Source organism: Knoellia sp. Soil729, assembly GCF_001427985.1.
GTDB lineage: Bacteria > Actinomycetota > Actinomycetes > Actinomycetales > Dermatophilaceae > Knoellia.
The window spans coordinates 594,509-607,462 of sequence record NZ_LMSA01000002.1 but is presented as its reverse complement, the minus strand read 5'-3'; the positions used below and the strand labels follow the sequence as shown (position 1 = coordinate 607,462).

Genomic DNA, 12,954 nt, shown 5'->3' with positions numbered 1-12,954 from the left:
GCGCGGGTTCTGGAGCAGGGTGACGCGCTCCGCCATCGACGGGCCGCGCGCCCGCACGAAAGCTCTCGACCGGCACGCCACACGCGACGTGCACCTTGCCGCCGGGGCGAGGCTGGTCTCCGAGCACGAGTTCTGGACCGTCATGCGAGACCCTGTCGGTCCCGTCTACTGCCTCACCTCTCGGCGGCCCTAGGGTCGTCCGCGTGGCCCTGATCCTCGACACCGAACCGCTGAGGAGCAACCCGGACTACCGCCGGTTGTATGCCGGCTACACCCTGTCGAACGTCGGCTCCCAGCTCGCGGTGGTCGCGATCGGGCTGCAGGTCTACGAGCTGACCCGGTCCACGGCGTCCGTCGGCATCGTGGGGCTGTGCGCGCTCGTCCCGCTCGTCATCATGGGCCTGTACGGCGGCACGCTGGTCGATCACTTCGACCGGCGGGTGGTCGGGCTCATCGCGCAGAGCGTCGCGTTCGTCGTGAGCATCCTGTGCGCCCTCCAGGCGTGGACGGGCAACACGCAGGTGTGGGTGCTCTATGCGCTCGTCGCCGCCTGGAACGCCGCGTACGCCGTGTCGTCCCCGGCGCGGAGCTCGATCTATCCGCGCATCCTGCGGCGCGACCAGCTGCCCGCTGCCAACGCGCTGTCTGTCTTCGCAATGAACGCGTCGATGACCGTCGGCCCCTTGCTCGCCGGCGTGCTCGTCGACTGGGTGGCTTCAAGTCGGCCTACACCGTCGACGCCGTGATCACGACAGCTGCTCTCTGGGGGTTGGCCCGGCTGCCCTCCCTGCCACCGGAACCCGCCGACACTGGCGAGGTTGAGGCGCAGCGGCGAGCACCCGGCATACGGTCGGTTCTCGATGGGTTCACGTTCCTCGCGACGCGACCCAACGTGCGCATGACCTTCATCTCCGACATCTGTGCCATGGTCCTGGCGCAGCCGAGGGTGCTGTTCCCCGCGGCCGGGGCGGTGATCTTCGGCGGTGGGGCGTCGACCGTCGGTGCCCTCTCGGCCGCTGCGGCGTTCGGTGGGATCGGCGCGATGTTCTTCTCAGGACGCCTGGGCACCGTGATCCACCAAGGACGCGCCATCCTCATCTCGATCGTCGGTTGGGGCGCCGCGATCACCGGCCTGGGCGCCGCCATGCTTGCCGCGGGGGACGTGCTGACTCGGGGGCAGGCCCTGTGGGCGGGTCTGGTGGCGATGGCCGTCGCCGGTGGCGCCGACTCGGTGAGCGCTGTGTTCCGCACGACCATCCTGCAGTCCGCGACACCCGACCACCTGCGAGGGCGGCTGCAGGGCGTCTTCATCGTCGTTGTGGCAGGCGGACCGCGTCTCGGGGAGCTGGTCGGGGGGTTCGTCGCCGTCAACGTCGGCGAGGGCATGACCGCGGTGATCGGCGGACTCGCCTGCATCACAGCGATCGTCGTGCTCGCGCGGCTGCAGTCGGGGTTCCTGCGCTACGACGCGCGCGAGCCCTCGCCCTGATCAGCTCGTGCCGGAGAAGTCCAGGCCGAGCAGCGCGTTCTCGACGACCTCGGCGAGAGCCGGGTGGATCCAGTACTGGCCGCGCGCGACGTCGTGCGCCTTCTGCCCGAACGATGCCGCCTGGATGAGCGGCTGGATGAGGGTCGAGGCCTGCGGCCCCATGCAGTGGGCGCTGAGGAGCAGGCCGGTGTCCGGGTCGGCGCAGACGGTGAGGATGCCCGTGGAGTCCTCGAGCGCCCAGCCGTAGGCCGTGTCGCCGAAGGACTGGGTGTAGTGGACGTAGGGCGTCCCGGCGTCGTCGAGCTGCGCCCGGGTCGGTCCGAACGCCGCGATCTGGGGATGACCGAAGACCGCGTGCGGGACGAACCTGTGGTCCGCCTCGATGGGCTCTCCGTCAAGGCGCCCGGTGTCGACGGCGAGATTGTGCGCGACCACGCGGGCCTCATGGTTGGACACGTGCTTGAGCTGCCACGAGTTGGCGACGTCGCCGAGCGCCCAGACGCCCTCGGCCGTCGTGCGTTGCTGCGCGTCGACCACCACGATGTTGTCCTCGTCGACGTCGATGCCGCCGGCCGCGACCTCGAGCCGGGGACCGTTGGGTGTGCGACCGACCGCGATGAGGACGGCGTCCACCTCGACGTCGGTGCGGCCGTCGAGGCCCTCGAGCTCCAGCGTCCACGTGCCGTCGTCGGACCGGGTCGCCGACGAGATCACGGTCTCGAGCCGCAGGTCGTGGCGACCTCGGGCGAGCTCGGTGTAGCGGCGCGAGATCTCGTCGTCCTCGGCCCGTAGCAGCGCACCCGACCGCTGGATCTGGGTGACCTCGACGCCGAGGCCGCTGAAGACGTGGGCGAACTCGCAGGCCACGAACCCGCCGCCGACAATGGCCATCCGCCGGGGGAGCTCGTCAACGCGCATCACGGTGTCGCTGGTGTGCACCCCGCGCGAGGGGTCGACCCGGTCGAGCCCGTCGATCTCGAGGAGGTTCGCGCGCGAGCCTGCCGCGACGACGACCCGGTCGGCGGTGATCTCCTCACCCGTCGACAGGGCCAGGCGACGGTCGCCCACGAAACGAGCAGTCGCGGCATACACGGTGACGAAGGCCTGGCTGCGGCGGAACCGCTCCCCACCGGAGGCGATCTGGTCGATCCGGTCGGTGAAGATGCGGTCCCGGATCGCGGGCCAGTCGACCTTGACGTCGCCGCCGATGGTCACGCCGAGTCGCTGGGCCTCGCGCGACTCGAGGACACGGTCGGCGGGAAGCACCAGCATCTTGGTCGGGATGCACCCGACGTTGAGGCAGGTGCCGCCGAACGTGCCCTCCTCGACGATCGCGATGTCGAGACCGTCCAGCTCGGGCGTGAGGAGCGAGTTCCCGGACCCCGTCCCGATGATGATGAGGTCGTGATGAGTCGCCATGCGCTCAGGGTATGCCGGGTGCTCACTGTGGCCTGCGCCGTGGCCCTCCAACCGCTTGGCCTCTGAAGGACGCCATCACTGTCGGCTCGTGACGTCACCGGTAGTGTCAGTGCTCGCCGGGAGCTCTGTGCGCATGGGTGAGCCTGTGAGTCCGGCTGGGGAGGGAGGCGCACGTCGCCTTCCTGTAGTGCCTCCCTTACGACAGGCCACGACCCCGGGGCCGCAGATGCCCTGTGCCGCAACCGGTTCGGCTTGCTGCGACGGCTCGTTGTCAGTGGTCGTCGATAGGTTGATGGGTATGGACGAGATCGCGATCCTGGGTGGGGTACCTGCAGCGCAGGTGGTCTCTTTGGTGTCGTGGTTGTCGTCGGTGGACCCCGAGGGCGTGAGCGAGCGGGAGCGCTTGGAGGCGGTCTCGGCGTTGGAGGCGCTCAAGGGTGCGGCTGCGGCGGCGCAGGCGCGGTTGACGGCGGCTGCGGTGGTGGACCGTGAGGGGTTGGGGGAGGACTCGCGCAGTGTGCGCGCGGAGGTCGCGCTGGCGCGTCGGTGCTCACCGACCCTGGCGGACCAGCACGTGGGGGTGGCGAAGGCGCTGGTGTCGGAGATGCCGGAGACGATGGGCGCGCTCACGCGTGGGGAGATCAGTGAGCGTCGGGCGATGATCCTGGTGCGCGAGACCGCGTGCCTGAGNCTGGTGTCGGAGATGCCGGAGACGATGGGCGCGCTCACGCGTGGGGAGATCAGTGAGCGTCGGGCGATGATCCTGGTGCGCGAGACCGCGTGCCTGAGCCGGGAGCACCGCGGTGAGGTTGACAGGCGCCTGGCGTCGAAGCTGGCGATGATGGGCGACAAGGCGCTAGCCGGGGCGGCACAGCGTGCGGGTGCTGCACTGGATGCGGAGTCTCTGGCGGAGCGCAACCGCCGGGCAGTGGCGTCCCGGCGGCTGTCGGTGCGTCCGGCGGCGGATGGGATGGCGTGGTTGTCGATCCTGGGCCCGGTCAAGGACGTCATCGGAGCCCACGTCGCCCTCACAGCGGAGGAGAAGCGCCGCCACGTCCTCNGCGGATGGGATGGCGTGGTTGTCGATCCTGGGCCCGGTCAAGGACGTCATCGGAGCCCACGTCGCCCTCACAGCGGAGGAGAAGCGCCGCCACGTCCTCGACCCCGACCTCCCCGCCCAGGAGTGGGAGGCGGCGGCCGCGGCGGCGCGGGCTGACACCCGGAGCAGGGGTGCGTGGCTGGCGGACCGGGCGTTGGAGCTGCTCAGTGGGCGCGCGAAGGACCAGCCGCAACCGGTGGAAGTGAACCTGGTGATGACCGACCGGGTGCTGCTGCCGGCCGCGTTCGGTGGCAAGGCGCCGGCCGATGACGTGGCGGTCATCCCCGGCTGGGGCGTCATCCCGGGGGCGGATGCCCGTGCCCACATTGCCGCGCTCTTGGATCGCGCCGGGGACCGCGCCAGTGATGCCGCCGCTGACATTGGCAGCGGCCGCGACGCTGACGGCGCCAGCGACGCAGCGGCGTTCGTGTGGTTGCGGCGCCTGTTCACCGACCCCACTGGGCGCAACCTCGTGGCCCTGGACTCGGTGCGTCGCCGGTTCGAGGGTGGGTTGCGGCGCTTCCTCGAGCTGCGGGACCCGACCTGCCGGGTGCCCTGGTGTGACGCCCCCGCGACACAGTCCGACCACGCCCGCTCCCACGCCAACGGCGGCCCCACGGACGCCAGCAACGGGCAAGGGCTGTGCCAACGGCACAACCTCGTCAAGGAGCTCAACGGGTGGCACGTGCGGGTGCAGTCCACCGGCCTCGACAGCACCGGGGCACACGGCATACGCATCCAGACCCCGACCGGACGCATCCACGACTCCACCGCACCACCCATCCTCGGTGAGGGCTGGCTCGAACCCGTTCCCGACGTCCACCTCCAGGACCTGCCGCTAGCGAACGACCCGTGGCACGGCTGGATACCCGACCCACCAGAGGACTGGCTCACCCGCGACGAGCTCCAGGTCGCCTGAGCACGGTTGTCCACAGGTGAAGCCCTCGCAGGCCACCGTCCACAGATGGCGGATCTGGAATCGACGCGGGATCGGTTGTGGGCGTTGGCTGTTCACATGGACAGCACAGGGGATCTCAGGGACCGCGCTCGTCGCTGGAGGCTCGCAGCGCAGGAGACGCGCGCCGAGTGCGCGATGCTCGTGGGGGTCTCCGGGCTGAGCTGGCGGGCACCGTCAGCCGACGCCTTCAGGCGCCTCATCTCCCGCAGGGTGCGCGAGCTGCGCAGCCTTGCCGAGAGGGAGGAGGCCGTGGCGGACCTCCTCGAGCGGATCGCCGAGACCGCCGAGCGGGCAGCGTGAGCGACGACCTGCGCATCACGGGGGGAGCGGGAGGGGTGGAGGTCGCCATCGATGACCTGCGGAGGGCGGCCACGACCATCAGGAACATCGCCGAGGCCGTCGTTCGTGTCACTCCCCGCGACGCCAGCCTCGAGCTCCCCGCGCCGACGGTTGGCATGGGAGGGGCCGACTGGGGCCTCGGCGCTCGAGCGCTCGGAGCGCCCATCGAGCTCCTGCCGCTCGTGGCGAGGTGTCGACACGACCTCGCCGGCGTGATCTCGGACGTGGCTGGCGCCGTGGTGCGACTGAGGCAGCTCGCCGAGTCGGCGTCGAGCTCGGCTGCGACGTACGAATGGGGTGAGTCGGCCGTGCGAGGGCTGGTCGCCGGTCTGCACGCCCAGGCCGTGGCGACCGCGTGGCTCCTCACCGAGGTGACGGGCCAGAGCGTCGGCCTGCTCGACGAGGGCACCGGCTGGGACGTCGAGGTGACCCCAGCGGCTCCGCTGGCCAAGGTGCCCACCCCGACCTCGACAGCGTCCCTGCTCGTCGGGGTGGAGTCCCTGGGGCGTGATGGTCGCGTCAGGGTGGTGGAGCTTCCGGCCGCCGACGGCACGACCACCTGGGTGCTGCAGGTGCCCGGCACCCACGCTCCCGGGCTGCAGGGGTGGTTCGAGGGTGGTGAGGTCCCCATGGACTGGCCTGCCAACGTCTCGCTCATGCTCCGTGCCACGAGCGCCTCCAAGGTCGCTGCGGCCAAGGCGCTCGACCTGGCGCAAGCAGGACGGGGACGACCGGGTGACCGGGTCGTCATCGTCGGCCACAGCCAGGGCGGCATCGTCGCGGCCGCCCTCGCCTCCGATCCGAGCTTCACCGCCGAGCACCGCGTGAGTCATGTCGTCACGGCCGGCTCGCCCATCGACGCCTTCCCCATCCCCGACTCGACCTCCGTGCTGTCCGTGCAGCACACCAACGACGCCGTGCCGATGCTCGACGTCGTGCCCCCGCCGGATCGCGGCAGCTGGACCACCGTGGCGGCACTGGCGCCCGCAGGGGTCTTGGCCCACGACCTGCGGGGCTACGTCACGACCGCGGGTCGGGCGCAGCGGTCGGGGGACAGCTCCCTGCGCCAGTGGCGAGCCGGGCTCGCCCCGGCACTCGCGCCAGCGCCGGCCTCCACGGCCGTGGTCCATGAGTTCCGCACCAGACGGCGGTGGCAGAATCGCGACTCGTGACCCCCAAACTGCTCTTCCGTCGTGCCGCGACCGCCGAGGCCATCACCTGGGCGCTGCTCCTGGTCGGCATGTTCCTCAAGTACGTCACGCACACCACCGAGCTCGGCGTGCGCATCTTCGGGATGGTGCACGGGGTCGTCTTCATCACCTACTGCCTCATCGCCGTCGCCACCTGGATCAACCAGAAGTGGCCCGCGCAGGTCGGACTGCTCGGCCTCGTCAGCGCCGTCCCGCCGTTCGCGACCGTTCTCTTCGACCGCCGTACGGAGGAGGCCGGCCAGCTCGAGGGCCCTTGGCGCTTCTCGGCCGGAGGTGAGAGCCCGAGGTCCCTGCCCGAGCGCGTGCTCGCCTGGCTGACGCGCAACCCGGCGCTCGCGGCCGTGGTCGGTGTCGTGGCCGTGGCAGGTCTCACCGGCGTGGCGCTCTTCGTCGGCCCGCCGGCCTCGGGCAGCTGATGAACCCCTCCACCGCGCTGGCTCAGGTCCTCGTCGACGAGCTGGTCCGTGGTGGCGTTCGTGAGGTCGTCCTGGCTCCCGGGTCGCGCTCCGCGCCCCTGGCGTATGCCGTGCAGCAGGCCGAGCGCGAAGGCCGCCTCCGCCTCCACGTGCGGGTCGACGAGCGCACCGCTGGGTTCCTGGCGCTGGGGCTCGCGAAGGGTTCGCGCACACCGGTCCCGGTCATCACCACGTCCGGCACGGCGGTCGCCAACCTGCACCCGGCGGTGCTGGAGGCCCACCACACGGGTGTGCCGCTCGTCGTGCTCTCGGCCGACCGCCCTGCCGAGCTGCGGGGGACCGGCGCCAACCAGACCACCGTCCAGCCGGGGATGTTCGGGTCAGCCGTCCGGTGGTCCGCGGATCTGCCTGCCCCGGAGTCGGTCGAGTCCGTGGGGGCGTTCCACCGGACATCCGTATGCCGTGCCCTCGCCGCCGCACTCGGCGCCCCTGGCAATGGTGCCCCGGCCTCACACCGCGGCCCGGTCCACCTCAACGTGTCCTTCCGCGACCCGCTCACCCCAGACAGTGACGAACTGGCCGAACGGGCAATCAGTCGGGGGGTTCACGCAGGGAGGTCTGACGGTGGGCCATGGGTGGAGGTGCCCAGCGACGTGTGGATCGGCGGTTCCCAGACCATGCACGACATCCCGCGCACCCTCGTCGTGCTGGGCGACCTCGCGCCCGCACCAGTGTCGTCGGCGCAGGTCCTCGCCTGGGCCGCTTCGCGGTCCTATCCGGTCATCGCCGAGCCGTTCGGCGACCACTCCCGGTCGGGCGTGGTGCCGCACGGCCCTCTGCTCCTCACCGACGCCGGCTGGCTCTCCCGCCACCTGCCGGACCGCGTGCTCGTCGTCGGCCGCGTCACGCTGTCCCGCGCGGTGGCGGGGCTCCTGCGCCACGCGGACGTGCGCGTCGAGGCGTTCAGTGCCCAGCCCCAGTGGTCCGACCCCGGCCACGTCGTCCACGAGGTCCGTCCTCTGGCCGAGCTTGGCGACACGGAGCCCGACGGCGGTGACACCGCATGGGCGGCCTCATGGTCCGACGCCGGATCGGCTGTGGCGCAGGCGATCCGGGCCCAGCCGTCCGAGTGGGGCACGGGGCTCGCCGTCGGCGCTCTCGTCGGGGAGGTCCTGCCCGACGGTGCCCGGCTCTTCGTCGGCTCCTCCAACCCGGTGCGTGACCTCGACCTCGGCCTCGCACCCCGCGGCGCCCCGCTCACCGTCGTCGCCAACCGTGGCCTGGCCGGCATCGACGGCTGCCTCTCGACGGCGATCGGTCTGGCCCTGACCACTGAGGTCCCGAGCTACGCCTGGGTGGGTGACCTCACCTTCCTCCACGACTCGAACGCCGTGGCCATCGGTCCGGACGAGCCCCGACCCGACCTCACGATCCTCGTCACCAACGACGGTGGTGGTGGGATCTTCCGTACCCTCGAGCACGGGACGCCCGAGCGCAGCGACGACTTCGGCCGCATCTTCGGCACCCCGACCGGAACCGACTTCGGGGCACTGTGCCGGGCACACGGCATACGCCATGTCCTGGCTCGCACCCGGGAAGCCGCAGCCGATGCGCTCTCGGCCGCTCCCGCCGGCATCACTGTCGTGGAGGTGCCGATCGACCCCGAGTCGCACCGTGGCGCGCACGAACGGCTGCGCCGGGTCGCGAGCGAGGCACTGTCGATTTCGGGGGAAGCGCCCGGCTTGCGAGAATGAGCGCGTGACCACGAGCCCGGCAGTCCCGCAGCGCACCGATGTCCTCGTCGTCGGAGCCGGACCCGCGGGCTCGGCCGCCGCGGCCTGGGCCGCACGTGCAGGGCGCGACGTGGTGATTGCCGACGCCGCCGTCTTCCCACGGGACAAGACCTGCGGTGACGGCCTCACCCCTCGTGCCATCGCCGAGCTCACCAGGCTCGGCCTCGACGACTGGCTGCGTGCCCACACGGTCAACCAGGGGTTGCGGGCACACGGTTTCGGGCAGGTGCTCGAGCTGCGCTGGCCCGGTGGGTCGCTGCCCGACTGGGGCTCGGCAGTGGCCCGCACCGAGCTCGACGACCACCTCCGCACGACCGCCCTGAAGTCCGGAGCCGTCGGAGTCGAGGGGGCCAAGGCGGTCGACGCCCGGCTCGAGGGTGGCCGGGTGAGGGCTGTGACGTTCCAGCGCGACGGTGAAACCTTCGAGATCGAGTGCGAGCGGCTGGTCGTCGCCGACGGCGTGCGTTCGGGCCTGGGCAAGGTGCTCGGCCGGGTGTGGCACAAGGACACCGTGTATGCCGTGGCCGGGCGCTGCTACGTCGACTCGACCCAAGCGGACGACCCGTGGATCACCAGCCACCTCGAGCTGCGTGGTGAGCAGGGCGAGATCCTGTCGGGCTACGGCTGGATCTTCCCGCTCGGCGGTGGACAGGTGAACGTCGGCGCCGGCACGCTGGCCACGACGAAGCGGCCGGCCGAGGTGGCGATCAAGCCGCTCATGGCGCGCTACGTCGAGGAGTGCCGGACCCACTTCGGGTTGGAGGGCGAGGCCCGCCTGGCCACGAGTGCGCTCCTTCCGATGGGTGGCGCTGTCAGCGGGGTCGCCGGGCCGAACTGGGCCCTCATCGGTGACGCAGCTGCCTGCATCAACCCGCTCAACGGTGAAGGGATCGACTACGGCCTCGAGACCGGGCGGTTCGTCGTGGACCTGCTCGACACCGACCTCTCGGTGACGTGGCCGGCACTGCTCAAGGAGCACTACGGCGAGGCGTTCTCGATCGCCCGCCGGCTCGCCGGTGTCGTCACGGTGCCGCGGGTCCTGCCGACGCTCGGTCCTGCCGGCATGCGGTCGGACTGGCTGATGACCCTCGCCCTGCGGTGGATGGGCAACCTCGTGACGGAGGAGGACCGCGACAGTGCCGCCAAGGTGTGGCGCTGGGCCGGCCGCCAGTCGGTGCGCCTGGAGCACCGGCCGCCCTTCACCTGATCGTCAGCCGCCGGCTGTTCGCCGGTGTCAGCGGTGGTCCAGCGTGCCGGACTCCCGCAGCGGCAGGCCGCGCAGGACCAGGTCGTGGCGCAGGCGCTCGGGGTCGGTGAAGTGGATCGCGTCGAGGCCCGACTCCTGGGCCGCGGCCACGTTGGCGAGCGAGTCGTCGATGAACACACAGTCGTCGAGGCTGCCGAGGTGGCCGATGCGTTCCTGCAGGATCTCGAAGATCTCGGGGTCGGGCTTGGCCACGCCCTCCTCGCCCGAGACGATGATGTCCTCGAACAGGTCGAGGAAGTCGAAGCGCTCGAGGGCGACGGGGAAGGTCTCCGCCGACCAGTTCGTCAGGGCGAGCAGCGGGATCTGCGCAGCGTGCAGCTCGCGCAGGATCTCGACGGTCCCGGCGATCTCCTCCACCAGGGAGAGCGCGAAATGGGTCCGGTAGCCGCGGATCTCGTCCTCGAGGTGGGGGTGGGCCTCGATGGCTGCGAGCTCGGACTCGTCCCAAGGGCGACCGGCGTCGTGCGTGGCGTTCCAGGCGGCGAAGTCGAAGTGCTCGTCGGAGAGGAACGCCGCGGCTCGCTCGGCGCCCACGGCGGCGGCGACCGCCGTCACCGGGTCCCACCGGATGAGGACGTTGCCGAGGTCGAAGACGACGGCGTCGACCGGCAGCGGCTTCTCCCGGTCCGCCGGCTCCCCGCCAGCGCTCATCGTGGCTGGGCGGTGAGGGCGTCGCGCATGGGGATGAGCTTGGCGTCGGACTCGGCCACCTCGGACTCCGGGACCGAACCCGCGACGATGCCGCACCCGGCATACAGGGACATGCGTTGCGGGTCGTCAGGGTCAATCGCGCCCGAGCGCAACGCGATTCCCCATTCACCGTCACCGCGAGCGTCCATCCAGCCGACCGGCCCGGCGTAGCGGCCGCGGTCCATGTGCTCGAGCTCGGTGATCAACGCGTCGGCGTCAGCCCTCGGTGTCCCGCAGACGGCAGCGCTCGGGTGCAGGGCCGCGGCGAGCGACAGGGAGGTGGTCTCGTCGGTCAGGACTCCGGCGACGTCGGTCGCCAGGTGCATGACGTTGGACAGGTGCAGGACGAAAGGGGCCTCGGGCACGTTCATGGAGGAGCAGTGCGGGGCAAGGGCGTCGGCGACCGAGCGCACGGCGTACTCGTGCTCCTCGAGGTCCTTCGACGAGCGGGCCAGCGACGCGGCGAGCGCGAGGTCGTGGTCGTCGTCCCCGGTGCGGCGGATCGTCCCCGCCAGCACCCGAGAGGTCACCAGACCCTTCTCGCGGCGCACGAGCATCTCCGGGGTCGCCCCGACGAGACCGTCGACGGCGAAGACCCACGTGGACCCATAGGTCTCGGCCAGTCGCGCCAGCAGCCACCGTACGTCGATCGGCGCGGCCGTGCGCACGTCGAGGTCGCGGGCCAGGACGACCTTGTCGAGGTCGCCCGCCTGGATGCGGGAGACCGCCTCCGCGACGGCTCCGGCCCACTCGGTCGGGGACAGGGAGCCATCCGCAAAGGTCACGTCACCCGGTGCCCCCACGTCGGAGCATGCCTGCGGGTCCACGCCCGGCGGGACGCCGTCGGTGGACATCGTCGTCACCCACCACTGGTCACCGCGGCGCCCGACGACGACCGCGGGCACGACGAGCGTGGCACCGGAGGGTGAGTCGGCGGCATACGCGATCGAGCCGAAGGCGACGGGTCCGGTGCCCGGCAGGTCGACCTCGTCGCGCACGACGGCCGCGCCGGCGACCGAGCGCCACCAGGCCTCGAGCACGGCGAAACGGTCCGAGCCGTGGACCGTCACCGAGGCGGCGCGGCCCCAGCCGACGAGGCCGTCACCGCGACGGACCCATGACGTGGTGTCGCGCGGGCTCGTCGCAGGCAGGAGCTCCAGCAGGGCCGTGCCGCCCGCGGGGGACAGCGCGACGGTGCGGGTGACGAGGGGCGCGTGGGGGGCGAGGTCCTGGTCGGACGTGGGCAGGGACGTCATCACCGCTGAGCGTAACCTCCTCGCCGAGATGCCTCGCGCGGAGCCGTCGTCTCGCGGTGAGAGGATGACGACATGAGCCGCGCCTCCCTCGACAAGGACCCCCGCGACGTCGCCGCGATGTTCGACGACGTCGCCGAGCGGTACGACGTGACCAACGACGTGCTCTCCCTCGGCCAGGACCGGTTGTGGCGACGCGCCGTCCTGCAGGCCCTGGAGGCCCGGGCAGGGGAGCGGATCCTCGACATCGCCGCTGGCACCGGGACCTCGAGCGAGCCCTTCGCCGACAGGGGCGTCCACGTCGTGCCCGCCGACTTCTCGCTCGGCATGCTGCGTGTGGGCAAGAAGCGTCGTGACGACCTCGGCTTCACCGCGGCCGACGCGATGCGGCTGCCGTTCGCCGACGATTCGTTCGACGCCGTGACGATGTCGTTCGGGCTGCGCAACGTGGCCGACGCCGACGCGGCGCTGCGCGAGTTCGCCCGGGTGACCAGGCCCGGCGGACGCCTCGTCGTCTGCGAGTTCAGCCAGCCGGTCAACGGGCCGTTCCGCAAGGTCTACAGCGAGTACCTCATGGAGGCCCTGCCCCGGGTCGCCCGCAAGGTGAGCTCCAACCCCGAGTCCTACGTCTACCTGGCCGAGTCCATCCAGGCGTGGCCCGACCAGAAGGCGCTCGCGACGCGGGTGGCGCAGGCGGGCTGGAGCGACGTGGCCTGGCGCAACCTCACGGGCGGGATCGTCGCCCTGCACCGCGCGGTCAAGCTCGCCTGAGGCCCCTCCACCCCACTTAGGTTCGCCTTAGTGAACGGCCGGATCGCGGCTGCATAGAGTGGGTCGCTGGTTCGTGAAGACTTTCACAAGCAAGGTGTGACGTTGACCCTGGTCCTAGATGCTGCTGGCCTCGCCAGTACCGTCCGCTCCTCCGCTCGCGCGGACGTCGTCCTCATCGGAGCCGGTTCGGCCGGTTCCGTTGCTGGAGCACGCCGCGCCCCTGCCGTCGTGCCGGACGGCGCTGCAGTT

Annotated in this window: 10 protein-coding genes and 1 pseudogene; 8 read left to right on the top strand and 3 right to left on the bottom strand. The window is 71.4% G+C overall.

The features are described from left to right. The first annotated feature begins 203 nt into the window (after positions 1-203). Positions 204-1,489 (top strand): annotated as a pseudogene (locus tag ASG74_RS07870) (MFS transporter). Here ASG74_RS07870 and ASG74_RS07865 read toward each other — a convergent pair. Continuing rightward, on the bottom strand, positions 1,490-2,908 hold the full coding sequence (locus tag ASG74_RS07865; protein WP_056141137.1) for a mycothione reductase: 1,419 nt from the start codon (positions 2,906-2,908) through the stop codon (positions 1,490-1,492). A 1,061-nt stretch (positions 2,909-3,969) separates the two neighbouring features. Between ASG74_RS07865 and ASG74_RS17610 the strand changes: the two genes are divergently transcribed. From ASG74_RS17610 to ASG74_RS07835, 6 genes are all read left to right on the top strand, one after another. Beyond that, positions 3,970-4,926 (top strand): HNH endonuclease signature motif containing protein (locus ASG74_RS17610; RefSeq protein ID WP_235498853.1); only part of this gene is annotated, 957 nt, incomplete at its 5' end. Between the two features lie 96 nt (positions 4,927-5,022). Next, entirely contained in the window at positions 5,023-5,265 is a 243-nt protein-coding gene (locus ASG74_RS07855; RefSeq protein WP_156465324.1) for a hypothetical protein, read from the top strand. Then, complete coding sequence (locus ASG74_RS07850) at positions 5,262-6,476, top strand: alpha/beta fold hydrolase (protein ID WP_056141126.1); 1,215 nt, start codon at positions 5,262-5,264, stop codon at positions 6,474-6,476. Before ASG74_RS07855 ends, ASG74_RS07850 begins: the two co-directional genes overlap by 4 nt. Beyond that, the gene (locus ASG74_RS07845) at positions 6,473-6,931 is read left to right on the top strand and encodes a DUF3817 domain-containing protein (RefSeq protein ID WP_056141123.1); all 459 of its coding nucleotides are present in this window, start codon (positions 6,473-6,475) and stop codon (positions 6,929-6,931) included. Before ASG74_RS07850 ends, ASG74_RS07845 begins: the two co-directional genes overlap by 4 nt. Continuing rightward, positions 6,931-8,685 carry a 2-succinyl-5-enolpyruvyl-6-hydroxy-3-cyclohexene-1-carboxylic-acid synthase gene (gene menD / locus ASG74_RS07840; protein WP_056141120.1) on the top strand — a complete coding sequence of 585 codons (1,755 nt, stop codon included), beginning with the start codon at positions 6,931-6,933 and terminating at the stop codon, positions 8,683-8,685. The genes ASG74_RS07845 and menD overlap by 1 nt, the downstream gene beginning before the upstream one ends. Before the next feature lie 4 nt (positions 8,686-8,689). Further along, complete coding sequence (locus ASG74_RS07835; protein WP_056141117.1) at positions 8,690-9,931, top strand: geranylgeranyl reductase family protein; 1,242 nt, start codon at positions 8,690-8,692, stop codon at positions 9,929-9,931. Positions 9,932-9,958: 27 nt separating this feature from the next. On the opposite strand, the gene ASG74_RS07830 is transcribed toward ASG74_RS07835, so the two are convergent. Both ASG74_RS07830 and ASG74_RS07825 read right to left on the bottom strand, forming a co-directional pair. Continuing rightward, positions 9,959-10,642, bottom strand: a complete 684-nt coding sequence (locus ASG74_RS07830) for an HAD family hydrolase (protein ID WP_056141113.1) — start codon at positions 10,640-10,642, stop codon at positions 9,959-9,961. Next, complete coding sequence (locus tag ASG74_RS07825; protein WP_056141111.1) at positions 10,639-11,937, bottom strand: isochorismate synthase; 1,299 nt, start codon at positions 11,935-11,937, stop codon at positions 10,639-10,641. Before ASG74_RS07825 ends, ASG74_RS07830 begins: the two co-directional genes overlap by 4 nt. Positions 11,938-12,009: 72 nt before the next feature. On the opposite strand from ASG74_RS07825, the gene ASG74_RS07820 reads away from it, so the two are divergent. After that, positions 12,010-12,705 (top strand): demethylmenaquinone methyltransferase, encoded by a 696-nt coding sequence (locus ASG74_RS07820; RefSeq protein ID WP_056141107.1) that lies wholly within the window; start codon positions 12,010-12,012, stop codon positions 12,703-12,705. Positions 12,706-12,954: the final 249 nt, after the last annotated feature.